Source organism: Roseovarius sp. EL26 (assembly GCF_900327775.1).
Taxonomy (GTDB): domain Bacteria; phylum Pseudomonadota; class Alphaproteobacteria; order Rhodobacterales; family Rhodobacteraceae; genus Roseovarius.
The window spans coordinates 40,921-64,322 of sequence record NZ_OUMZ01000002.1 but is presented as its reverse complement, the minus strand read 5'-3'; the positions used below and the strand labels follow the sequence as shown (position 1 = coordinate 64,322).

Annotated in this window: 19 protein-coding genes and 4 pseudogenes; 21 read left to right on the top strand and 2 right to left on the bottom strand. The window is 50.8% G+C overall.

Going from position 1 to position 23,402, the window contains the following annotated elements; all coding sequences use genetic code 11:
* Window positions 1–125 precede the first annotated feature (125 nt).
* The 12 genes and pseudogenes from D9A02_RS00765 (at window position 126) to D9A02_RS00710 (ending at window position 13,028) form a co-directional block, all read left to right on the top strand.
* Window positions 126–578 carry a cytochrome c gene (locus tag D9A02_RS00765; protein ID WP_120499084.1) on the top strand — a complete coding sequence of 151 codons (453 nt, stop codon included), beginning with the start codon at window positions 126–128 and terminating at the stop codon, window positions 576–578.
* Between the two features lie 12 nt (window positions 579–590).
* Entirely contained in the window at window positions 591–1,940 is a 1,350-nt protein-coding gene (locus tag D9A02_RS00760; RefSeq protein ID WP_120499083.1) for a cbb3-type cytochrome c oxidase subunit I, read from the top strand.
* A 2-nt stretch (window positions 1,941–1,942) separates the two neighbouring features.
* Window positions 1,943–2,740, top strand: coding sequence for a CbbQ/NirQ/NorQ/GpvN family protein (locus D9A02_RS00755; RefSeq protein WP_120499082.1), 798 nt, complete (start codon window positions 1,943–1,945; stop codon window positions 2,738–2,740).
* Between the two features lie 4 nt (window positions 2,741–2,744).
* Window positions 2,745–4,634, top strand: a complete 1,890-nt coding sequence (locus D9A02_RS00750) for a nitric oxide reductase activation protein NorD (RefSeq protein ID WP_120499081.1) — start codon at window positions 2,745–2,747, stop codon at window positions 4,632–4,634.
* A gap of 2 nt (window positions 4,635–4,636) precedes the next feature.
* Window positions 4,637–4,813 (top strand): protein NnrT, encoded by a 177-nt coding sequence (locus D9A02_RS00745; RefSeq protein ID WP_120499080.1) that lies wholly within the window; start codon window positions 4,637–4,639, stop codon window positions 4,811–4,813.
* Window positions 4,810–5,043: an NnrT protein gene (locus tag D9A02_RS00740; protein ID WP_120499079.1), complete on the top strand. Its 234-nt coding sequence runs from the start codon at window positions 4,810–4,812 to the stop codon at window positions 5,041–5,043. Before D9A02_RS00745 ends, D9A02_RS00740 begins: the two co-directional genes overlap by 4 nt.
* Window positions 5,044–5,142: 99 nt before the next feature.
* Window positions 5,143–5,620 (top strand): annotated as a pseudogene (locus tag D9A02_RS00735) (transposase); the annotation flags it as partial.
* Between the two features lie 263 nt (window positions 5,621–5,883).
* A complete protein-coding gene (locus D9A02_RS00730) occupies window positions 5,884–7,569 on the top strand; it encodes a Hint domain-containing protein (protein WP_120499078.1) in 1,686 nt (561 codons plus the stop codon).
* Window positions 7,570–7,659: 90 nt separating this feature from the next.
* Window positions 7,660–8,086 (top strand): annotated as a pseudogene (locus D9A02_RS00725) (IS6 family transposase); the annotation flags it as partial.
* 407 nt (window positions 8,087–8,493) lie between these two features.
* Window positions 8,494–9,021, top strand: a complete 528-nt coding sequence (locus D9A02_RS00720; protein ID WP_120499077.1) for a hypothetical protein — start codon at window positions 8,494–8,496, stop codon at window positions 9,019–9,021.
* Window position 9,022: 1 nt separating this feature from the next.
* A complete protein-coding gene (locus D9A02_RS00715; protein WP_120499076.1) occupies window positions 9,023–10,822 on the top strand; it encodes a hypothetical protein in 1,800 nt (599 codons plus the stop codon).
* An 88-nt stretch (window positions 10,823–10,910) separates the two neighbouring features.
* Entirely contained in the window at window positions 10,911–13,028 is a 2,118-nt protein-coding gene (locus tag D9A02_RS00710; RefSeq protein ID WP_120499075.1) for a S8 family serine peptidase, read from the top strand.
* 65 nt (window positions 13,029–13,093) lie between these two features.
* Here D9A02_RS00710 and D9A02_RS00705 read toward each other — a convergent pair.
* A pseudogene (locus D9A02_RS00705) lies at window positions 13,094–13,464 on the bottom strand (DDE-type integrase/transposase/recombinase); the annotation flags it as partial.
* A 188-nt stretch (window positions 13,465–13,652) separates the two neighbouring features.
* On the opposite strand from D9A02_RS00705, the gene D9A02_RS00700 reads away from it, so the two are divergent.
* From D9A02_RS00700 to D9A02_RS19355, 8 genes and pseudogenes are all read left to right on the top strand, one after another.
* The gene (locus tag D9A02_RS00700) at window positions 13,653–14,243 is read left to right on the top strand and encodes a TetR/AcrR family transcriptional regulator (RefSeq protein WP_120499074.1); all 591 of its coding nucleotides are present in this window, start codon (window positions 13,653–13,655) and stop codon (window positions 14,241–14,243) included.
* Complete coding sequence (locus D9A02_RS00695; protein ID WP_120499073.1) at window positions 14,243–14,491, top strand: hypothetical protein; 249 nt, start codon at window positions 14,243–14,245, stop codon at window positions 14,489–14,491. Before D9A02_RS00700 ends, D9A02_RS00695 begins: the two co-directional genes overlap by 1 nt.
* Window positions 14,492–14,515: 24 nt before the next feature.
* Window positions 14,516–15,667, top strand: a complete 1,152-nt coding sequence (locus D9A02_RS00690; protein ID WP_120499072.1) for an aromatic ring-hydroxylating dioxygenase subunit alpha — start codon at window positions 14,516–14,518, stop codon at window positions 15,665–15,667.
* Window positions 15,664–16,542, top strand: coding sequence for an ABC transporter six-transmembrane domain-containing protein (locus D9A02_RS00685; RefSeq protein WP_162932912.1), 879 nt, complete (start codon window positions 15,664–15,666; stop codon window positions 16,540–16,542). Before D9A02_RS00690 ends, D9A02_RS00685 begins: the two co-directional genes overlap by 4 nt.
* Window positions 16,539–17,066, top strand: a complete 528-nt coding sequence (locus tag D9A02_RS00680; protein WP_120499070.1) for a hypothetical protein — start codon at window positions 16,539–16,541, stop codon at window positions 17,064–17,066. The genes D9A02_RS00685 and D9A02_RS00680 overlap by 4 nt, the downstream gene beginning before the upstream one ends.
* A 1-nt stretch (window position 17,067) precedes the next feature.
* Window positions 17,068–17,553 (top strand): hypothetical protein, encoded by a 486-nt coding sequence (locus D9A02_RS00675; RefSeq protein WP_120499069.1) that lies wholly within the window; start codon window positions 17,068–17,070, stop codon window positions 17,551–17,553.
* A 4-nt stretch (window positions 17,554–17,557) separates the two neighbouring features.
* Window positions 17,558–18,616 (top strand): ferredoxin--NADP reductase, encoded by a 1,059-nt coding sequence (locus D9A02_RS00670; protein WP_120499068.1) that lies wholly within the window; start codon window positions 17,558–17,560, stop codon window positions 18,614–18,616.
* Between the two features lie 112 nt (window positions 18,617–18,728).
* Window positions 18,729–18,937, top strand: a pseudogene (locus D9A02_RS19355) (DDE-type integrase/transposase/recombinase); the annotation flags it as partial.
* 137 nt (window positions 18,938–19,074) lie between these two features.
* On the opposite strand, the gene D9A02_RS00660 reads toward D9A02_RS19355, so the two are convergent.
* Entirely contained in the window at window positions 19,075–21,126 is a 2,052-nt protein-coding gene (locus D9A02_RS00660; RefSeq protein ID WP_174232016.1) for an alkyl/aryl-sulfatase, read from the bottom strand.
* Window positions 21,127–21,387: 261 nt separating this feature from the next.
* Here D9A02_RS00660 and D9A02_RS00655 point away from each other — a divergent pair, with 261 nt between their 5' ends.
* Complete coding sequence (locus D9A02_RS00655; protein WP_162932911.1) at window positions 21,388–23,112, top strand: tetratricopeptide repeat protein; 1,725 nt, start codon at window positions 21,388–21,390, stop codon at window positions 23,110–23,112.
* Window positions 23,113–23,402: the final 290 nt, after the last annotated feature.

The following is a 23,402-nucleotide window of genomic DNA, read 5'->3' as shown; positions in this document are numbered from 1 at the left end:
AATCGGATCCTTTTCCTGATCCAATCCTAGATCGGTTTTTGCCGCTTTCTTTGTGCTGGCACAACTTCCCAATGTCCCGAACGCGCTATTTCCGAAGGCAATGAAATTTCAAGAGGGCGCAGGAAATGTCAGAATTCCTCACCAAATCGCGCGCGCGCAATATTTTCTACGGAGGATCACTGTTCTTCGTGGTGATATTTATCGTGCTCACCGTTCACAGCCATCGCTATGTGGTCACGACTTCAACCGCTGGCATGCCTCTGACCGAAGAGGTTGCCTTGGGCAAACATGTCTGGGAACGGCACAGCTGCATCAACTGTCACACATTACACGGCGAAGGCGCCTATTTCGCGCCCGAAGTTGGCAACGTCATGACCCGCTGGGGTGTCGCTGACGATCCCGAAGCTGCTTTTGAAGTGCTCAAAGGTTGGATGGATGCTCAGCCTAGTGGCATCGAAGGCCGCCGCCAGATGCCGAGTTTTGCAATCACAGACGAAGAAATGCGGGCTTTGTCTGAATTTCTGCGTTGGGCCGATCAAACTGACACTCAGGGCTGGCCGCCCAACGATGCCGGATAAGGGGGAATTCCAATGAAATACGCTTCTCAAAAAGTGGCCTACGCCTATTTCCTTTGTGCAATGCTCCTGTTCGGCATTCAGGTCGTTGGCGGTTTATTGGCAGGTTGGATTTACGTCTCACCTAATTTTTTATCGGAACTGCTGCCCTTCAATATTATCCGCATGATCCACACCAACGCATTGATCGTTTGGCTCTTGCTGGGTTTTTTTGGCGCGGCTTACTTTCTGATCCCCGAGGAAAGCGAGCAGGAGATCTATTCAGTCAAACTGGCTTACATCCAGTTGATCCTGCTGATGGTGGGAACACTAGGTGCCGTCGGAAGTTACCTTGTTGGCATCCACGGTGGACGGGAATTCTTAGAGCAACCACTTTGGGTGAAATTTGGCATTCTCGTTGCCGCACTGATCTTTCTGTTCAACATCTCAATGACCGTCTTGGCTGGACGCAAAACAGCGATCACCAATGTCTTGCTGATGGGGCTTTGGTTGCTCAGCCTGCTGTGGGTCTTTGCCTTTATCAACCCTGACAACCTGTCGCTGGATAAAATGTACTGGTGGTTTGTGGTGCACCTTTGGGTCGAGGCGACATGGGAATTGGTGATGGCATCAATTCTGGCCTTCTTGCTGCTGAAGCTGACCGGTGTAGACCGCGAAGTGGTCGAGAAGTGGCTTTATGTCATCGTCGCCACCGCGCTGTTTTCCGGCATCCTTGGCACGGGTCACCACTTTTACTGGATTGGTCTGCCGGGCTATTGGCAGTGGATTGGTTCGATCTTCTCAACCTTCGAGGTGATCCCGTTCTTCCTGATGATGAGTTTTGCGTTTGTCATGGTTTGGAAAGGACGGCGGAACCACCCCAACAAGGCCGCGCTTTTGTGGTCTCTTGGATCATCGACGGTGGCCTTCTTCGGCGCAGGTGTCTGGGGGTTCTTGCACACATTGCACGGCGTGAACTTCTATAGTCACGGCACACAGATCACTGCGGCACACGGGCATCTGTCATTTTATGGCGCTTATGTCGCGCTGAACCTTGCGATGTTCTCTTATGCGATCCCAATGCTGCGGGAACGTGCGCCCTACAATCAGGTGCTTAACATGGCATCGTTCTGGTTGATGACAGGTGGCATGGCGTTCATGACCTTTGTGCTGACTTTTGCGGGTACCGTCCAGACCCACCTGCAACGTGTGGTCGGTGATTACTACATGGATGTGCAAGACGCATTGAGCCTGTTTTATGTCATGCGGTTTGGGGCAGGATTTGCCGTGGTCGTTGGGGCACTAGTGTTCATTTACGCCATGCTGGTTGTCCGCAAATCCGAGGTCATCACCCCGGGTGATGCCGCGCAGGTTGCAGGTGAATGATAATGAACATGCCTGTCAGAGATCTGCATACGCCGTTTTATCAGCCTACTGGCGATGAATGCACTTTATTTGAAACGGCACAAAACAGTGGTCTGCCCCTTCTTATGAAGGGGCCGACCGGCTGCGGCAAAACCCGCTATATTGAACATATGGCGGCACGTACCGGGCGTAAGCTCTATACAGTGGCTTGCCATGACGATCTGTCTGCCGCGGATCTGATCGGGCGCTATTTACTGCGTGGTGGGGAAACCGAATGGGTCGACGGCCCCCTGACCCGCGCGGTGCGCGAAGGCGCGATTTGTTATCTCGATGAGGTGGTTGAAGCCCGCAAAGATGTAACAGTGGTTCTGCATCCCCTGACAGATAACCGCCGCACATTGATGATTGATCGCACGGGCGAAGAGCTGCACGCACCACCCGGTTTCATGTTGGTGGCCAGCTATAACCCCGGTTATCAAAATGTTTTGAAGCGCATGAAGCCATCAACCCGACAGCGGTTTTTGTCGATCACATTCGACTTTCCTGACCCTAAGACGGAAACCGCTGTCGTTGTGCAAGAATCTGGTCTTGATGATGCACGCGTAACCTCACTAGTACGGCTTGCGGGGCATATTCGTAACCTGTCAGGTATGGATCTGGAGGAAGGCGTTTCGACACGTTTGCTGATCTATGCGGCGATGTTGATGAAAACCGGCATGAACGTCAATCACGCATTAGAGGCTGCAATTATTGAACCATTGACCGATGATGAGGATATCAAAACGGCCCTGCGTGATCTAATCACAGTGGTCTACGGTTAAGACAATGGCGCTGCGTCCCCTTGATCTGATGGAGCCCGAGGAAACGGTTGGGAATATCTGGCACGGCCTTGTGTCAGAGCCCGATTGTACGCTGCCTTATCCAGAGGCGATGGTTGCCCTAAACAGTATGCGCACCAGTTTGCTATTCTTGTTTCGCGGTTTGGGTGGATCAGGGGCCGTCGAAATTGCGCCAGCCCCGGCCACCCGATCACAACATCGGATCGGGACACGCCGAAAACTGGGCAACGCTGATCTGCGTCTGTATCGCGCCAGCTTTGACGGCGAAAAGCTCTTGTTACCCTCTGAGATAGCCACTTTTCCTGACACAGACATGAACCGCGCGACCTATCTTTGGCTGGTGGCCACAGCCGCGCTTAGTGATAGTCCAGAAATCCCCAAAGATTCCCTTGCCGCGGATTGGACGCAAGTGCAGGCTAATTCAAAAGCTGCAGAGGCGGTCTACGCCCGTTGTCCGGGACTTCGGCACAGTTATGAAAAAATGCGTATCGCAACGCTCAATACACGCCCGGATGTAAAGCGCCCTGCGCCTGAGGGCCATTTGGAAGCTGCGATCTGTGATGCTTTGAAGGGGAGTGCATTCACAGTGGCGGCACCCCTTGCTGCATCAAACAAGTATCATTCGTTTGCACCGGTGCCGTTTTGGTTGTCATTTCAAACTCCCGGCTCTGGCGGTCTGGCTGACGCAAACCCAGAAGAGACCACCAACCAATCACCTGCAGCCAGCACCACAACCAGAAAACTTGGCTTACGCAAAGACGCATCGGAAGCGATGCGCAAAGACAGTTTCATCATTCACCGGTTTGAAGCGATCCTAAGCTGGGTTGAAAGCATGAATCTTAATCGCAGTGTGGACGATGACGACGACGAGAACGCGCAAAAGGCAGCAGACGATCAGGACAACATCACCTTGTCGCGCCATGATCGCCGGGCCGCAACGCGACTTCGCCTGCACCTTGATCTTTCCCCCGCGGATGCCGACCACGAACGGTTGGCTGGCGAATACACCTATCCAGAATGGAACCATCGCAGCCGCAGCTATATGCCCGATCATTGTCGTGTGCTTGATGCTGAGGTCGTACCAGATCCCGACAATGCGCTGGTACCCAATGAACGCCGTATGCGCGAGGTGCGACGCCAATTTGAAACCCTGCACCCCAAACGCATCCTGCGCCCGCGCCAATTGGACGGGGCTGAGCTTGACCTTGATGCGGTGATTGCCGCGCAGATCGACTTACAAGCCACTGGGCAGAGCAGCGACCGGATCTACCAAAGCCTGCGCCAGATTGACCGTGACCTTTCAGTGGCCATCTTATTGGATACCTCAAGGTCCACCGAGGCAGCCGTTGGCGACAGCAGCGTGATTGACGTCGCACGGGATGCGCTTGCCGCCTTGGCTGGGGGCATTGATGCGGCTGGCGATCGGTTGGGCATCTGGGGGTTTTCGTCGTTGCGCCGGGACCGGGTGTTTCTCAACCGATGCAAAGCATTTGAGGCGCCGCTTTCACAAGAGGTGCAGGATCGGATCTGCAGCCTTCAGCCCGGGCACTACACCCGTCTTGGGGCAGCAATCCGACATGTCAGCGCGCAGCTTGATAAGGAGCCAGCCAGCCGCAAACTTCTGTTGGTTCTAACTGACGGGAAACCCAACGATCTTGATCACTACGAAGGCCAGCATGGGATCGAAGACAGCCACATGGCGGTGCGTGAAGCCCGCAATATTGGCCAGACTGTGCATGGCATCATTGTTGATGAAGACGGGCAAGACTGGTTTGCACGTATTTTCGGGCGCGGCGGTTTTACCCTGCTCCCCCAGCCTGAGCGCCTGCTTCGCGCCCTTCCTGATATTTATAGATCCCTCACACAGGAGACCTGATCATGCGTTACATAGCCTTAGTAGCATTTCTGCTCACTCCACTTCTTGCACATGCCGAAGCTTATGAGCGTCCTATTCCTCAAGCCCAGTCAGCAACCGCCGAGCTCTGGTTTCTGATCGCATCATTCGCCCTGATTGTTGCCTTGTGGGGCGTTCAAAAACTGGTGTCGCGCCGATGACGCAAACTGGCTGGGGTGTAGGTAAGATCACTGCTGTGCTTTACCCGTTTGGGGCAGGCGCAATGGCACTCAATGTCTATTTTGCCTCTCTCATTTTGTCATGGCTCGGTGTGCCTGTTATCACGCCACTCAATGCGATTTTGGTGTCCTTGCCACTTGGCATACCGGCAACATGGTTGTTTGCACGCCATATCAGGGGATTGATGAACAAATCGCAGACCGAGCAATAACTATGTACGGCATTGCCAAGTTGTTGATGCACACATGATCGGCGAAGCGGTAGAGATGAAGAAATTAGCTGACTTGCCCCGTGTGAAAGGATTCTGTTTTTCGCTAATTGTATCTGCAGGAAACGGCCGAAACCTCGTGACAAGTGGCATTTGGATGAAGTGGTTGTTCCGATCAATGGCGTCAAATACTGGTTGTGACACGCGGTCGACACTGATGGCAATGTGCTTGATATTCGAATGCAGTCGCGCCGGAATACGAAGGCGGCGAAACGGTTTCTCCAAAAACTGATTAGCCAATTTGGCCTCCCGCGTGTCATAATAACTGACAAATTAAGAAGTTATGGAACGGCGGAAAAACAGGTTCTGCGAGGGGTCGCATAGACCCACACGAAAACGAGAAAAGACCATGGGACGTTTCAGATCTCCGCGCCAAGCTCAGAGGTTTCTTGCAGCTTATGACCAAATCAACATGCTTTTTCGTCCCCGCAAATATCGCCTTTTTGCAAAGTCATACCGCCACGCAAGAAGCGATGTTTTCGATTTTTGGGCCGAATATACGCGCGAAATGCGCCCGTAATCAGCTGTCAGGTGGTTGCCCACTTTTGTTTCCAAATAACTTGGCAATGACCAATTGCCACCAATCACTGAATGGCCAAACAAGTCTTCCTGCATCTCAATTCCCAAGAGTATATGTGTCGATAGCAGGTCAATAAGTTGACGCTGCCAAAAATTCAGTTTTCACAAATAGCCAATACCTCGAAAATACGATATCAATCGTCAAACGGCCTTATTCGGTGAGCCTCTGGCATTGGACCGATCGAGAATTGAAGGATTAACGATGTGGTAACGATTAATGGTACTAGTGGGTCCGACGCGATCAGCAACACAGACATTGGGATATTCAATGTTCAATACGTTGATGTTAACGGCCTCACGACGAATCTAGAATCCGTTCTTCTCGATACATACTTTAACTTGGCCGACGGATCGATTGATGTTGCAACAGGGCAAACTACCCCTGAAGGGGCGACAATCGCGGTCAATCCATTTGGTGACGCTGACACAAATTCCATCGACCCCAATGCACTGAATAGTCAAATCGGCTTTGGTGATACTTTTGGCCATGCATACCGGTTTGAAACTAAGCTTCATGTTGAGGGTGGAACGTATACCTTTGATATGGATTTCTACAATTCTGCGGCAATTTATGTTGACGGGGTTTTACTTGGCGGCACTCAATCCTTCGGAAACGCAACCTTTAATGGGTCTGTTACGCTAACCGAAGGCGCTCATGATGTTGTCATCATCTATGCAAAGGACACCACTGCTACCCCAGATAATTTAAATGTTAACATCAGTGGTGCAGAGTTTGGCGCGACGCCAACGCCGCTTGAAACGACAGGTGCTGTCGGGCCTTTGGTCGATGATGATGTTATTACGGGTGGGGCCGGAAACGACGTCATCGACGCCTCTTTTGGTGACGATAGCGTCAACGGCGATCTTGGAGATGACACACTCACCGGCGGTGGTGGCAACGATACGCTGACTGGTGGGCCCGGAGCCGATGTGCTAACTGGCGGGACTGGTAATGATACCTTTGTACACAACGCTGGCGATGGTGGCACAGTCATCACAGATTTTGGCGCGGGGTCAACGAATGCCAATGACGGCGATAATACCAACAATGATTTTATTAACCTGTCTGCTTTTTACACGAACCAAGCTGAATTTAAGGCCGATCTGGCAGATGACGGTATCCTTAATCAGTCAGATGGTAGCGACTATTCTGATAATACAGCTCTGGGGGGCTCGATCACAGGTCTTGCGGGGCTAAGCGGGGCTTCTTCGCCGTCCATCCTAGAACAAACGGGAATTGCGTGCTTTGCGCGCGGAACATTGATTCAGACAATGGAGGGTGAGGTCGCAGTTGAAAATCTGAAAACAGGTGACCAAGTCCTAACACTAGATAATGGGTATCAACCGCTTGGCCTAGCACTCAGTCGCATGGTTACTAGTGTGGAATTGCGCCAGAATCCTAAGTTCAGGCCTGTTAGGATCAAGGCAGGCGCGTTTGGGGAGGAGCTCCCTCGGCAGGATTTACTTGTTTCACGCCAGCATAGAATGTTGGTGCGCTCTAGCATATCACAACGAATGTTTGACGAAGCTGAAGTTTTGGTTTCCGCTATCAAATTATCAGAGTTCGAAAATATCCATATCGATGAGGCGATTCAATTTGTTGAATATTTTCATCTAGTTTTTGAATCTCATCAAATCCTCTTTGCAAATGGTTTACAGTCTGAGAGTTTCTATCTTGGTTCTAACGCTATGAACGCTTTGGAGCAGGATGCCATCGAAGAGATTCTGAGCTTATTTCCACAAGTGATGTCTGATATGAAAAGTCAAAAGTTTGCTCGTTATACACCCAGTGGAAAACATCAAAAGCAGCTGGTGTACCGAATGAACAAAAACGACAAATTTCCGTTGGAGAGTACACATTGCATCAGTGGTCATGTAGCGACGCACTAACCGTTAATGGAAAACTCTTATTGCAATAGTTTTAATTGGCCTGTGTTACTGTGAACTGTCCGTCGGGCATCGTCCACTTATTGACCAGCGATCTGGGCCTATCACCGCTTCGCCTTGAGCCTGCGCGACGTTGAGACCCTGCTGGCTGAACGGGGCATTACTGTCAGCTACGAAACGATCCGCGCGTGGGTTTAAAATTCGGCCCAGCGATAAATGGCATATCGACGAAGTGGTCATCATGATTCGGGGTGTGGAACACTGGCTATGGCGTGCAGTGGACAGCAACGACCAGATCTTTAATGTTCTGGTCCAAACTCGACGCAACACACGGGCTGCCAAACGGTTCATTTCCAGATTGATGGCCCGTTGGGTCAATCCGAGGGTTGTGGTAACGGACAAGCTCCGCAGCTACGGCGCGGCTCTACGCAAGCTTGAGTTAGACGTGGATCATCGTGCGCACAAACGGTTGAATAATAGCACCAAAGGGTCACACAGACCAACGCGCAAACGGGAGAAGACAAAAAGGAGGACCATGAAACTAAGGCGCTTACAGCACGCTAAATCCGCTGCTTAACTAAACACAGATGAGCGATGACTCCTAAAAGTCAAAACGTCTTCTGTCTCAAACTATATGATGACGGACAGTTCAACCCGATTTGTGCTCGACGTTGTAGGTCACTGTCAGTCACCTGGCTATAAACAAGGTATGCTCGATGCGATTCTGTCGCAAAATTCTCTGAGGGAAGAATAAATGGAGCTGGCGAGTCGACTATTCAGCCAGTAGGATAAAATACGTTCAGTATGTTCAATAATTATCCACGACATGACTTTTTTAACGCCTCATTAACGTTTGGTTCCATATCGCTTTAACGCCAACCGCTCATATATTTCTTTATCACGAGAATTCGGTAAAGAGATCGACAAATGAGTTTTTTCATAGCTATGCAGAATCAACGCGCAATAGCTAGTTATCATCATCCTCAAACAATCTTGGCTAGATATAATGAGTTCCTCATCGTTAAAAGGTCAGGTAAGAAGAATGAATTCTTAAGCATTTCTAATGCTGGCGCTTGTTTAGAGCGCGAACACGAAGCTCCTATGGAGTTGACTGCTGACTTAGCGATCTTTTCTACATTTGTTTCACAGGGGCCGAATGAGAGTGAGCTCTTTATTGTCGACCGAAAACTACCTGACGGCCAAGAAACCATTGGTCATCACGTGGGCGGAGACGGATGCGTTTTTCTGCAACAATCAGGAGACACAATCAGTTTAGGGGGGGTGATAAGATTAGAGTCAGGTACGCAGACTGGGTCGCATAGAAACGATTGCCCGCTTTTGGCCGCCAATGAGCCCGGCATTGTAGCCCATTTTGATGCAACATATGTACCTTGGTCGCGGGAACTTCTTCCCTACGATTTCAATAGCGACCGCTACCCTCGTAATTTGATATAACATGGCACTGTTTGACACCCATAAATCGCGCCATCCACGCATAATCGCTTCACAGAAACAAAATCTGACGTATAATTTGGATGAAACTAGTCTCGTTGGGATAGATGTGGATGATGAATTTGGGGGGGAGGTCCTAATGGGGAGGACTTCCAACAGTGATGCAGACCGGCCAATATTGTCTTTGGTTGGCAATTTCAGGTTCTGTGATCCTGACGGGCGCGCAATTAGAATACCCTCAAAAAAGGCGCGTACACTTCTCGTAATGCTAGCGACATCGCGTGATCGCCGCCGCTCTCGTGAATGGCTTAGATCACGTCTTTGGGATCGGTCACCAGAAGCTTACGCGAGTAGTTCTCTCCGCCAAGCTTTGTCCGCATTGCGCCAAACTCTAAATCACCACAGCGACGTCGTTCAAGCCGACTATGATTATGTTTGGTTAGAGGGTGTTGATATCCACATGGACCCCGGGAGCGATACGCACATCGAGTTTTTTGAAGACGCGCCAAACCTGGGGGAAGCCGGCGAAGACTGGTTGCGTGAGGAACGCCAAGCCTTTGCTGCGCGCGTACAAGATGCTCAATCGGACATGATGGGCAGTGAAGTAATTTCAGCTATCGCACCAGGGAATATCGCAGCACTTCCTTGTATATTGATAGGCAATCCTGTCGTTGTTTCTGACGACGTACGGGCCTCAGTCATTGCTGAGCGCATCGCTACTGCGATCGAAAACACATTTAGGCAAAATGGCTATGTCGAAACTTATGATTTACGTGATTTAACATCCAATCAAGTACAGGACAGGGATGTAAACTCCCTTTCTCGTCCACCGGTTCTTGTTGAGGTCCGCACATCGTTGCTGGGTGAAGAACTCCAAGTTTCAATTGTGGCTAGGATACCAGCAACAGGCAAAGTGATTTGGACCTCCTCCATCAGTAACGATTGTGAAACCGCCACTTTAATCAGCTCAGAGACCATGATGGAATTTGTTATGGGTGCGGTTGATTCAATTGAATCATTGATCCTGCGACAATCGGGGCGCAACACCAAGCCGACTCTTTATACCGCCGTACATCAATTATTTGGACTATCACGCGATGGGATTAGAGATGCCCGTTCCCTACTTAGGCAGCTGATGGATGAGACATATTCAGCCAATACCGAAGCATGGTTTGGGGTCGCTGCTATGTTCATGCTTGGCGAAGGTCATGGCGACGACGATCGTAAGCTTGGGCAAGCGAATGAGCACATCAAGAATGCCATTTCGATGTCTCCATCAAATGCGATGGTTCTTGCCATTGCTGGGCATTTTACCAGCTTCGTCCATCGCGATCATGTTCTTGCCAGCGACTACTTAGCACAAAGCCGCCGCCTTGTTCCCAATCTTGCCTTTGCCTGGGATGCAACTGCAATGAATGCTATTTACACAGGTGATCTGAATACAGGTGCATCTGCCGCTGAAATAGCCCGAAACCTTGGGCGCTATAGTCCCTATAAGTTTTACTACGATGCATCTGCGGCAATAGTGGCGACCCTTCAAGAAAAACATGAAGATGCGATCCGTATCGGCAACCAGGTTCTATCCCGTAGGCCGGACTTTCTTCCGGTGATGCGCCATATGTTCGCAAGCCTTGTAATGATCAATAATACCTCTGCCGCGTCAGCGATGTATCAACGCATTCGCGAGTTAGATCCGGAATTCGGCACAAAGGCGATGGCATTGCCAAGTTATGTACTGCCCTCAGAACGCAGCCGCGAAGTTATCAATAATGGATTATTGAAAATGGGCCTGATTGAAGGCTGACATTGACGCAAGAATAAATTGAATATGCCGAAGACAAAAACCAAGAAAGTATTGAAAAAATTGCGATAACTCAGTGAAGGGGATTGATATGACCAAGACCAAGACCAAGACCAAGACAAAAACGAAGACAAAAACAAAAACGAAGACAAAAACGAAGACAAAAACAAAATCGTCTTTGCCTGATATGTCTGTTTGGTCTGTGGTAGATGATCGCTATCGGCATCAACTTTATCAAAGCCTGGATCAAATCATCAAGACATTGGATAAATCAGGAGTGCCAGCTGCACCTGACTACTTGGGCTCGAACTTACGAGCTGAGCTAGACGATATACTCCTAAAACAAGGGTCCTCGGAACGCGCACTGCGACAAAGCGAAATTGACGCAGAAGTAGATGACATCATCTCTCCGTTCTTGGCTATATTTCAAAATTCGGCAGGGACACCTGCAAGCGTTGTTCGATTGCTTTCACTGTTGCAGACTGCTGGTTTGGGCCTTGCCGCCCATTACAAAAACAAATTCGATCGCCCAAGACCTCACCTGATGGATCATGCTATCGATCCAACTGTAACGGTACCCAATCACGCGGCTTACCCCAGTGGGCACGCCACGCAATCTGCGCTGCTAGCTCATGGAATGGCGGAAATTTTTGGCTACGATCCTGGCATCATGGCCGAGTCGTTTGATGTCGCATATCGCATCCGGGAAAACCGTGAATGGGCGGGGGTTCATTATGCCTCGGACGGGGTGGCAGGGGCAGCAATCGCCAGAGCCGCATTCACCCAATTGCGCGATATCTTTGACGAGCTTTTTGTCGAAGCCATCAATGACGTACAATCCTACGATGGTGGCAGCCCCGATTATCTGGGCAATGGCCCGGTATTAGACCGGCTGCCCACGCCAAAGCCCAACATAAAGCTTGAACAATGGTCTCTTGAACGTATGGGGATCAGTGCGCAACACGGCAATATTGATAAAGGCGGGAATGGCGTCACTGTTGGCCTTGTTGATGCACCAATTGACATCACCCATCCGACATTTACCCGCCACGGCGGACATGCCATCAGTGCCACGCTTGCCAACACCACTGATCCTGACAAGTGGAAAAATTCAGAATCTGTAATCAATGTGGATTACCCAGTCTCAAGCGACTGTCGTATGGCCTTTAGTTCCAAAGGTGGCGGTCATGGTACTGCGATGGGTGGGTTAATTGTAGGTACGCACAGCGATTACTGCCCGCTTTGGGGCGCAGCGCCTGAGGCGCGGCTGATCCCAATCCGGGTGTCAACCAAACTTGCCGATAGTCACACAAACCGGATGGCTGTTGCGGAGGCCATATTAAAAACGGTATTTGGTTTCAAGGAGCCTGCAGATGTACTCTTGATCGGGCCTCCTTTTGTTCGCCCGGAATCAGGCCAGTATCCTGATGAATTAGCCAACGATACTGATCTGGATTCGTATGCCGCAGTCTGCGATCCTTTGGCATTGGCCATTTTCGTTTCCAGCTTCAAAATTCCCGTTGTGATCCCATCCGGCAACGATGGGACAAATGTGATCTCTTATCCCGGGGCTCCGTCCGACTTTGCTGCAGTCCGTAAAATACTTGCCAGCAAAGACGGTAGATTGGCCGTTGAAAAGCTGCTTGATCAGTTCGATATGAAGGTAACCTTGCCATCTGCAAAAGCTGCTGCGACTGCAGAAGCGAGTGTAGACCCATTTATAGGAACCGGCATCATTGTCGTCGGATCTGCCAAGCTTTCTGACCTCACGAACAAGAACTCCGAACTCGTACCGGCTGAATATAGTCAATATGGAAGAGGTCTTTGTGCACTTTGTCCAAGTGACCGTGATGAGGATTTCATATCCTCAAAACCCGAAGAATCTAACGAGCAAGCCGATAAAAAACCACAATACAACTATGTCCCAGCCCCGGATATTCTGGGGCATGGTGGCTATGCGGAAGGCGCCGGCAAGCTATACTCTCATCAAGCAACTGAATATGGCTTTGGGGGCACGTCGGCCGCCAGCGCCCAAGCTACCGGTGTGGTCGCACGGTTCGTTGAAACTCAACGTTCGAACAAGTTGCCCGTGGATGGCCCAGCGGTCCGCTCAGCAATCGTTTCGGGACTGGGGTCATCGCATTCAGATAAAACAGGATATGGAATACTGACTTTAAACGTGATTTCGGCAAAAAGTGGCGGTTCGTAGATAGCAAGGGAAAGGTTCTGTCGCAAAATTCTCTGACTGAAGCATAGATGGAGCTGGCGAGTCGACTATTCAGCCAGTAGAGCAACCTGCTGAAACGGACAGAGTGCGGACGTGAATTGACCCTTTACGGATCATGTTAACCACCAAGGCAGATGCAGCTGAATCGAAAGACTTGAAGCCCGGCATGGGCCTGATCCGCCGTTTGACGAACCGATGGTCCTGTTCAATGATGTTATTGAGGTATTTCCGCCTAACCATCAAGATCGGTATCGGACAACCAAAGCCCTCTCAGCATCTTGTTGATTGCTGTTATACCGGCTGTATTTGCTCCGCTCTTGTCGGTGACAATCTTTCGTGGGAGCCCGTTCGCTTCGAGCGCACGAGCGAAGAACTTTGTGGCTGCCGACTTGTTCCGGCGCTTCGACAGCATGAAATCACGTGCCGCCGATATCACAAACCTTTCGATTCAAACAATGAACCCCAAAAGTTTGCGACAGAACCCTCAGACTTAGCTAGGGCCGTATACTCAATTACACGCACGCTATCTTTATATTTATTATCAATATTGACAATAAATTAAACCTACCCTAGATACGCCTGGTCAAAACGAGAAAGGCGGGCACAATGGCTGGGCGCCCATCCAATCAGAAAGAACGATATCATCAAGTGATGGAGGCCATGGTGCATTGCGTTGCACGCTATGGTTTGGACGGGGCCACGCTGGACCGCATCGCCAAGCAGGCAGAGCTGTCGCGCCCTCTGATCCGGCATCATCTCGGCAACAAAGAGGACATGCTGGAAAAGCTGAAATCCTTTGTGCTCGGCACCTTCACCGAACTGGCCCATGCGATGTTCGACAGCCTGCCTGACACCCACAAATCGCAAACCCTGATCGACATACTATTCGTCGCCGACGAAAGCGCCTCAGCCGATTTGGTGATGGCTTTTGCCGCCCTGACCGCACGCGCAGCAGAGGACAGCGCCCTGCAACATGAATGTCGTGATTGGATCACCGATTTCGAGGACAAGATCCACGTGGTTCTTGCCATGGACCACGCAAGTGCCGATCTGCAGACCCTTCGCATCGTCGCCACCGGTATTACTGCGATCTTCTTCAACGTCTCATCGCTCAACCCGCTTAACCTTCCAGACAGTTGGCGCCTGACATCCAAACAAGCCGCGCAGACCTTGCTGAACTCAATCGGAGAGAAATAATGGAACCTCGTGTTTTAAACTATGTTGTGTTTGCGGTTTTGATGCTCAGCACCGCGCTTGGGTTTCAATCCTTGTGGGGGCTGCTGTTCCTCTACTGGACGATCCCAAACTTTTATGCAGGTCACGCCTTTTTAGTGTCGGATGTCTCGCGCGAGGAAGATCCAATTCTATTCTGGTTAATCCAGCTTGCCTGGGTCGTACTCGGCATCATGCTGATCTTGGCCGATTTCTTGCCCGGCTGGGCCTGACCCCCACTCTGAGGAGAAACCTAAATGTCGACAATGTTACACCTGTTGCCCACTGCAGCTTATACCTCGCAAGAGTGGTTTGATCGCGAAATGCGCGACATCTTTTCCAAAACATGGCGCTATGCCGGATTCATGGAGGATGTCTCGGAGCCCGGTCAATACATTAGCGTTCAGGCAGGCCTGAACAATATCTTCATCGTCATGGGTCGGGATCGCCGCTTGCGCGCCTTTCACAATATTTGCCGCCACCGGGGAACGCAGTTGATCCGTGCAGTCGGCAAAACCCAAAAAGCCCTGACCTGTCCTTATCATGACTGGACGTACGATCTTGAGGGTAACCTGATTTCGGTTCCGGAAGAGCACGAAGAATTTGGAAAAGTCGACAAGGCTTGTCACGGGCTGAAGCCCGCCAGCGTAGATATCTGGAAATCTATGATCTTCGTTCATCCCGATCCGGAGGCAGGCCCGATCACCGATTGGTTCGGCCCGACCGAGGAGCATATCGGCCCCCATGTGCCCGAAGAATTGATCGAATACGAAGAGGGACGCAATAGCTACGAGATCAAAGCGAACTGGAAGATCGTGGTCGAGAATTACATCGATGTCTATCACCTCAGCCATCTGCACTCGGGCACGCTCCAGATGTATGACCACAAATCGGCTGAATATCACTGGCAAGGTGATCACTACATGTTTTGGGAACCACCAGTTCCCGCGTATGCCGAAAACCAAGACGCCAAACTGACCGCCCCAAGGGTCATCCCCGAAGGCCAGAACGGTGCCTGGGTTCCAATGCTCTGGCCCGGAATCGGCATCGGCTCGGCGGAAGATGGTTGGAATATTTTCATCATTGAACCGTTAGGGCCCTCGCTGACGCGTGTTCACAATCGCTCTCGCGTGGCCAATGCCTCAGACTGGGCGTTTTCCAAACAGGCGATGAAATCCGCCAGTTTCTGGAACAACTTCGGTCTGAGTGGTAAATACGAAGCGGGCGACGCATCAAGTGAAGACGATCCAATGGCCGGCGGCGATTTCACCGCCGAGGACATTTATGCTTGTGAGCAACAGCAGGCTTCCCTCCAATCGCCCTACTTTGAAACCGGCCCCGCTGCGCAGGGTGAAAGCCCTGTGATCGAGCACCAAAAACGCGTCCTCAAATGGTTGGGCGAAACATGATCGCGATCACCGACCGCCTGTCTATCGGCACCCTGTTTCGCGCTTTTTGGGGCAAGGTGGCCATCACATGGGGGCTGACCTTGGCGGAAACCGCGTTCTTTGCGCTGATGCCGCTGATGATTGGCCGGTCTATTGATGGCCTGCTGAAAGATGATTGGCTGCCGTTTCAGTTCCTGATTGCCATGTTCGTCGTGGTGCTGGTTGTCGCCACGGGGCGGCGTATTTATGACACCCGCGCCTATGGCACCATGCGGGTCGAACTGGGCAAGGCGCAATATGCGCGCTCGGAATGCGCGCCGGTCAGTGTCACCAACGCCCGCGTTTTAATGGGCCGTGAGCTGGTAGATTTTCTCGAAGACACAGCCCCCAACACCATGACCGCCCTAGTGCAGGTCATTGCATCTGTTGTGATCTTGCTGTCGTTCCACACCATGCTTGCCCTCTCAACAGGTGGATCCGCCATCGTAATTCTGTTGATCTATATGGCCTTTTCACGCAGCTTCTTTCGAACCAATGCCGGGTTGAACGAGCAGGCGGAACAACAAGTGACCGCGCTAGAAAGTGCCAGCCCCAAAAAGGTTGCCGCTTATTTTCTTGGCTTGCGCAAGCTCGAAGTCAAACTGTCGGACATGGAAAGCATCGTTTATGGCAAGATCTTTGCCGTGCTGATGGCCATGGTCGCGTTCAACCTATGGTTCGCCGCCACCAAAAGCGGGGCATCTGCCGGCGATATCTTTGCAATCGTCACCTACTCGACCCAGTTTCTTGGGGCAGCAGTCACCTTGCCATACGCACTGCAAAGCTTGACACGGTTAAGCGAAATCACCCACCGCATCAATCGCTCTACCTCTGATCTGATGGAGGAGGGTGCATGATCCGAGAAAATGCTCCGCTTGTTATTCAACGCATCATCTCAGCGCTTATGTGCCTGTGTCTTGCCTATCTGTTGATCTTCGGTCCGGCCAAAGTCTCGGCGAATGAGGCACGCAAACTGGCTCAGACCTACTACAGCGCGCTGGCGGAGGAAGATTGGACCACAGTTTCGACCCTATTTCAGCCGAATGCCATAATTGAGGTCCGTGCCGACTACGGCAACACTGCCGAGCCGGATGGTTATGATACCACGGTCACTGAATGGGCCGAGGTGGCCAATACGTCAGGTGGTGGATGGGGCTTTGCGACTGCAGGCACCGAACTGAACGAGAGTAATTGGCTATTTGAGTCCGGCGAAGTCGCTATCAACCCAAAAGGCACTCACATCCGCATTGATCATACTTCGGACTATGACTTTCAGGGTTACGAGGGGCAGGCTACAGGCCACGAGATCTTCACCCTTACACGTTACTATGGCCGTCCAGTGATCACAGCATTGAAGTCGTACAAAAATTTTGGAGAGTAACATGATCTATCTGCAATCAAAAATTCCAGCACTGGCGCTTGCGACATTTGCCGCTATCACTGGCCCCGCGACGGCGGATCAAACCTCTGATGCCAAAGCATTGGTGCAATCCTATTACGACGCCGCGGCCAAAGACGATTGGAACACGCTTTACACACTTTTTGCCGAGGACAGCACGATCAAAATTTCAATGCAATTTGGCGGTTGGGTACCGGATGAGCATTTCACCTTCAAAGCCACCGACCTGATGAATGCCGACACCAGCGGGTTGGAAGAGCTTGAGAAATTCGCCCAATCCAACCTCAGCCACCGCATCATCAAAACCGAAGAAGTAGGCGAGGTCATCAGGGTCTACGCCGTCCAGACCAGCACCTATTCTTATGAGGATCACACCGGTGATCTGATCGAGAACGATGTCTTCGTGATCAGCGGTGCCGCAGGTCAACCACTGGTGCAGGCTTATCAAAACATCCAGAATTACGAGTGATAAAATGCAAGATTTTCATCAGTTAAACGTCCTCGACACCCGTACCGAGATTGGCGGTCACGCCAAGACGGTCATGTTCGAGGTCCCCAGCCACTTGCGCGAAACATTCGCTTGGCAGCCGGGTCAGCACCTTTCCTTTCGCTTTAACATTGATGGCGAAGAGGTCCGGCGCAGTTATTCGATCTCGTCCTCGCCAGACACTGGCGAACCCCTTCGGATCACGGTCAAACGGGTCAAGGGCGGCCTGATCAGCAATCACATCAACGACACGGTTAAAGCCGGCGACGTCATCGATGTCATGCCCCCCTTTGGTGGCTTTACATTGGCCGGGTCGGACAACGCCCGCTGCACGCATTATTTCTTTGGCGCGGGCTCAGGCATCACGCCGCTCTACGCCATGATAGGCTCTGTTTTTGCATCACAGCCGCAATCGGTGGCTTATCTCGCCTATGGTAATGTGAATGAAAAAAGCATGCTGCTGGGCAAAGAAATCAACGCGCTTGTCGATGCCAATCCTGAGCGTCTGCAGGTCAATCATATCTTCTCGAAGCCGGGCTGGCTATCAGGGGCTGAATACTGGCGAAGCGGAAAGATCGATAATGATGCGATCGAGGCGATGATCACCGAAAACCCGCCCTACGCACAGGATACCCAATATTACATCTGTGGTCCCGGCGGGATGAACAAGGCGGTCAAAGAGACTTTGATGAGTCTCGATGTCCCCGCCTCTCGCATCCACATGGAAAGCTATGGCGGTGCGGCTGACATAGATGACAACGTCACGGGCATGGCAGCCACCGCGCAAATACTACTGAATGGACAAACCCACGAGGTATCCATCGCGCAAGGTCAGACAATTCTCGAGGCGGCCCGCTCCGCAGGTTTGACCCCGCCGTTTTCCTGCCAGTCCGGCGTTTGTGGTGCCTGCCGCGCGAAGCTTTCAGGTGGCACTGTTCATATGCGGGCCCGCATGGCGCTTGAGGATGCCGATGTATCCAAAGGTCAAATTCTCACCTGTCAATCCATTGCAACCTCCGACAAAATCTCGCTGCGCTATGATTAAACCGGGGCCGTGCTCACATTCGCGACATTCGACTTTCATCATCCACGGCTTCAAGCATGCAGCCTGCGCGCGCCCATTGGCTCTGTCGCAAAGTTTTAGTGGTTAGTCTGGCATGCTGTCAGAGCGCCGCGAGGCCACTGCTGCTCGAAGGTTCTTCAAACAAGCAATTAGCACAACGGCATCCCGGATCGGTTCGGATCATCATTTCATCAAGTGGATCATCCGGCCAATGCACGGCTTTAAGGCGTATCATTCCGCGGCGGCAACGATAACCGGGTCGAAACCGCCCATATGATCCGCAAAGCCAAAGTTTGGGCCTGAAATTGCGAAGCTAACGGAGCGTACATCTGCGCCGTGCAAGCTGAAATTGAAATGTGTTGGAGCGTGTTTCGCAGTGAATAGCCGCCCCAATGGCTCTATGCCTTTGGGACGGTATAGATAGTTACCGGAGATATCCATTAACCTCCGTTGGAATTAGCGAGCGGTGGTTGGGCAAAATCATTAGATTCAGGTGTGAGATCTTGTGCTCCAGTGCCTGGCATAAGCTCAAAACCAAGATCGAACTGATCCAGTGTCGAGGCCAATTGTCCGATGACTGATGTGTCACCCTCAGATTGCGCGATTCCATCTGCGATTAGATCTATCAGTTTTTCCTCACCGACCATGACTTTCTCCAAGTCGGCGCGTTGAATTGTGACGCTCAGCTCGGCATCGTCGTCAGTTTGTCCAACGATGTGGGTCAGAGTGGCATTGCTCATCTCAATCACGATTTGCTCGTCTCGGTCAGGAATGTTGAGGTTGATCGTAAACGCCATATCTGCCGCTTTTGCACTATCGACGCGGATCCCCAGAAAATCCAACCACATTGTGATTGGCATCGCTTTGATCGTGTCGGGGCCAGTGGTTTCAATGGTCGCACCTTGCGGGATGCCATTCCGCAGTTCAAAAGCAGCACCAAGGAAAGAGTTGCGAACCGATGGGCTTTCTTTTTGGTACCCAATTTGCTCAAACGCATCCGCCAACAGATCTTTGGCGATCTGGTTTTGCGGCTCTGCATAGACCAGCTTGTTCAGAATCTCAGTCGCGCCAAAATACTCACCACTATCAATCAACTCCTGGCCTTTGACCAAAATTGGTTCGGCCCCCCCCATCATCTCAACATAAAGTGGCGCACTGTCCTCTGGGGAAAGCGGTGTCAGAGTCGTTGGGTTCGCATCCCAATACCCCAGATAACGGTTGATGACTGCGCGACTGTTGTGTTCAACCGACCCGTGATAGCTGCGCGCAGCCCATTGGTTTTGCAGGCTTTCAGGCACCTCATAAACGTTGTGAACCTCATTGACCGTCACACCCTTGTTTGCCAAATTCAACACGCCATTGTTGAGGTTCGCGTAAGTGTCACGCTGTGCCCGCATCACTTCTTGAATGCGATCGTTGCCAAACCGTGGCCACGAATGCGACGCAAACATCAGATCTGCATCCTGTCCAAACTCATAAAGAGCATCGTTGATATGTTTGGACCAGCTTAATGCATCACGCACCAATGCGCCTCGTAGTGTATAGATGTTATGAATCGTGCCCGTGATGTTTTCAGCAGCCCAGAACGCTTTGAGGTCAGGGAAATAGGTGTTCATTTCCGCAGGTGCCTCGGTGCCTGGCGTATTTTGGAAGATCATTTTCACGCCATCAATAGTGATCTCTTCGTAATCATCCGAGATATAGCGCGTCGGCTCGATCAGACCCGTTGTACCAGCTGAGATGTTCTTACCGATGGATTGGTCTACATGGCCATAGGGGCTGCGTGGCAGAAGAACTCCGTATTGGAAAAACAGCCGGCGGTTCATCACGTTGCCCGCGTAAACATTCTCTGACACCGCGTGTTCCATGAAGCCTTCTGGCGCAATGACTTCCACACCTTTCGCAACGTCCTCATCTGAAATCACACCGCGGACACCACCGTAGTGATCAGCATGCGAGTGCGAATAGATTACAGCTTTGACTGGGCGTTCACCCACAGTGTCATTTAGCAGCTTCAGAGCTGCCGCTGCCGTTTCTTTTGAGGCGAGGGGATCAAAGATGATCCAACCGTTGTCACTGCGAATAAAAGAGATGTTTGAAAGGTCAAAACCACGAACCTGATAGATCTGGCCTTCGAGAATTTCATAGAGGCCATAGTTCATGTTCAGGATCGCCTGACGCTGCAACGAAGGATGGATTGAATCGAAATCTTGACCATCCAACAGATATTCATAGCTGCCGATATCCCACGCAACAGTGCCGTCTTCTGTTAGAATTTGTTTGTAATCCGGCGTTGCGATGAGCCCTTTACGACTTTCTTCGAAGTCGCGTTCATCATCGAAGGGCAGTGCGCCGCGCATTTGCTCCTGAAACTCTGTCGTGAAACTCGAAGGCAACTTGCCCTTGGGGTCAAAGTGCTCTTGCGCTGTGCCCATCCCTGCGGTCAAAGCCAGCAGAGCGGAGGTTAGAATGAGGGGGGTGCGGCATACCATTTAAAACGGCTCCTTTATGGCTGCATTTCACGAGTACGACGAGAAGGCATCTTAGGCTCTCACCACGAGGCTTAGCTCGAGCTTAGGATGCTAGTATTTTACTCTTCTCGACGTCTCGGCATTCATCAATTGATGAATTGCCTGTGCACCCTAGGAAGTGATTTTCAGCTGTGAAGTGCGAACATGTTGCTACCTGCTCAATAATTCATATAGCTAAGGAAAAATAATATACTAATGATCGTTTCATAAGGATTTTTAGCCGTGGCATCTGCAGCCGGACCAACCCCAAAGGACCAAGATATTCGCTCCCAATTGCAGAGGTTGCTTGATCATCCGGACTTTGCTTCAACACCCCAAAGACGGGCGTTTCTCAACTATGTTGTTGATGAAACATTGGCGGGGCGAACAAAACAGATCAAGGGCATTTCTATCGCAATGTCAGTGTTTGGCCGCGATGAAGATTTCGACCAACAAATTGACCCAATTGTGCGATTGGAAGCGCGCAGACTCCGTCAGGATATAGATTCGTATTATGCGGGGCCTGGGCGCAATGATCCAATCCGGATCACGATCCCGAAAGGAAGTTATGTCCCTCGGTTTGAACATGATGAAACACTACAAGAGGCTGATTCAGCGACGCAGCAAAAGACCACCACGCCAGTGCAATCTCACCAGAGAATAAGATTGATTTTGGGTGCGGTTGGCATTTTGGTAATGATTGCCGGGCTTGGGTTGTTTCTATTTCAAGCTCAATACAATGCACCGGCCACGGTATCTTCAACATTACCTAAGGGTCCGGTCATTGCGGTGCTCCCCTTCGCCTCTTTTGGGGATGGGCCAAGCTATGTTGCCGATGGGATTACACAGCAAGTAACCACTGAATTGATCAAGTTTGATGATTTGTGGGTATTGCCATTAGGCAGTGTGGCACGATTTCGTAACACCCAAACAGAGTTCAAAGTACTAAGAGACGAATTTAATGCCGACTTTGTGCTCGAAGGGGCGGTCAGAAATACCGGACACGGCCTTAATATCTCTGCCCGTCTTGTTGACTTAACAACAGAAAGATACGTCTGGGTGCGCAGCTATGACACGACCAGCAGCCCGGAAGAGGTTTACAAAGCGCAAGATGAGATTACGCGCGAAGTCATCGGCAATCTGGCAGGCAAATATGGGGTTTTTTCGAAAGAAGCGATGAAAGCTGCGACTCGGATTCCACCAAACAATCGCAGCGCTTATGAATGCGTTTTGGAATACTACAGTTATCAAATATCGATTGATCTGACTCGTCATGCTGAAGTGAAAGCCTGTATTGAACAAGCCGTTCAATCAGAGCCTGATTATGCCGATGCTTGGGTCGTTTTATCAAATCTCTATATGCAGCAAATTCGGTTTGCTCTTGGGGGTAATGAACAAGAAATATTCAAATCTGCAGAAGAAGCTGCGCGCCGTGCAGTAGAATTGAACCCGCATTCTGCAGGAGGCCATCTGATGCTAGCAAATGTGCGGTTTTCATTAGGTGATTTGGCCGGTTTTAGGAAATCAGGCGCGACCGCCATAGAATTGAACTCAAATGACAATGCTGTTTTGGCTCACTATGGATTACGGCTAACCCTTAGTGGTTCTTGGGATGAGGGATTGGCTATCATGGACAAGGCTATCGCACTCAATCCTGCCCACCCGCATTGGTATTACTTTCCCAGAGTTTTTTATTTGTATGATCAAGGTGAATTCCAACATGCCTTTGAGGTTTTAGATGAAATCGAGATGCCGGGTTTTTTCTGGACACATCTTTGGCAAGCAGTGCTGAATGAGGAACTGGGGGATCATGAAGCCGCGGACTCTGCTGTGCGGCAGCTTCTTAGACTTAGGCCGGATTTTGCTTTAGAGGCGCAGACTATTCTTTCGATTTGGCAGCTAGAAGAAGAGTACAAAGAAACGCTGATGCGGAGCTTGGATAAAGCCGGGTTGAATTCTATCAGGTAGAATTAAGAACTAGCAAAGCTGCACTGCAAGGAGAGTGGGCATCGTCAACTTGTTGACCAGTACTCGGATCCACAGGTGCAGATGTCGGATATCGAACCGCTAGCGGATCTAGAATTGGACAACCAATATTCGCAATATCCAGATAAATTTCAGAATTGGTTCTCTCATCAGTAGTGAAATTCCAACGAGAGCGCACTCTACAGCACTGTTATTAAATATTTATTCCTATTAATTAAAAAAATGATTGATTTGGTCCAATATTGGTCCATGATCAATTTATGCGTACTTGG

What these genes read in the sequence shown, in the direction of transcription:
- D9A02_RS00750 (WP_120499081.1), top strand. Translation starts at nt 2,745, where the DNA reads ATGGCGCTGCGTCCCCTTGATCTGATGGAGCCCGAGGAAACGGTTGGG.
- D9A02_RS00740 (WP_120499079.1), top strand. Translation starts at nt 4,810, where the DNA reads ATGACGCAAACTGGCTGGGGTGTAGGTAAGATCACTGCTGTGCTTTAC.
- D9A02_RS00670 (WP_120499068.1), top strand. Translation starts at nt 17,558, where the DNA reads ATGCAAGATTTTCATCAGTTAAACGTCCTCGACACCCGTACCGAGATT.
- D9A02_RS00690 (WP_120499072.1), top strand. Translation starts at nt 14,516, where the DNA reads ATGTCGACAATGTTACACCTGTTGCCCACTGCAGCTTATACCTCGCAA.
- D9A02_RS00660 (WP_174232016.1), bottom strand. Translation starts at nt 21,126, where the DNA reads ATGGTATGCCGCACCCCCCTCATTCTAACCTCCGCTCTGCTGGCTTTG.
- D9A02_RS00715 (WP_120499076.1), top strand. Translation starts at nt 9,023, where the DNA reads ATGGCACTGTTTGACACCCATAAATCGCGCCATCCACGCATAATCGCT.
- D9A02_RS00675 (WP_120499069.1), top strand. Translation starts at nt 17,068, where the DNA reads ATGATCTATCTGCAATCAAAAATTCCAGCACTGGCGCTTGCGACATTT.
- D9A02_RS00700 (WP_120499074.1), top strand. Translation starts at nt 13,653, where the DNA reads ATGGCTGGGCGCCCATCCAATCAGAAAGAACGATATCATCAAGTGATG.
- D9A02_RS00695 (WP_120499073.1), top strand. Translation starts at nt 14,243, where the DNA reads ATGGAACCTCGTGTTTTAAACTATGTTGTGTTTGCGGTTTTGATGCTC.
- D9A02_RS00745 (WP_120499080.1), top strand. Translation starts at nt 4,637, where the DNA reads ATGCGTTACATAGCCTTAGTAGCATTTCTGCTCACTCCACTTCTTGCA.
- D9A02_RS00680 (WP_120499070.1), top strand. Translation starts at nt 16,539, where the DNA reads ATGATCCGAGAAAATGCTCCGCTTGTTATTCAACGCATCATCTCAGCG.
- D9A02_RS00755 (WP_120499082.1), top strand. Translation starts at nt 1,943, where the DNA reads ATGAACATGCCTGTCAGAGATCTGCATACGCCGTTTTATCAGCCTACT.
- D9A02_RS00720 (WP_120499077.1), top strand. Translation starts at nt 8,494, where the DNA reads ATGAGTTTTTTCATAGCTATGCAGAATCAACGCGCAATAGCTAGTTAT.
- D9A02_RS00765 (WP_120499084.1), top strand. Translation starts at nt 126, where the DNA reads ATGTCAGAATTCCTCACCAAATCGCGCGCGCGCAATATTTTCTACGGA.
- D9A02_RS00760 (WP_120499083.1), top strand. Translation starts at nt 591, where the DNA reads ATGAAATACGCTTCTCAAAAAGTGGCCTACGCCTATTTCCTTTGTGCA.
- D9A02_RS00685 (WP_162932912.1), top strand. Translation starts at nt 15,664, where the DNA reads ATGATCGCGATCACCGACCGCCTGTCTATCGGCACCCTGTTTCGCGCT.
- D9A02_RS00710 (WP_120499075.1), top strand. Translation starts at nt 10,911, where the DNA reads ATGACCAAGACCAAGACCAAGACCAAGACAAAAACGAAGACAAAAACA.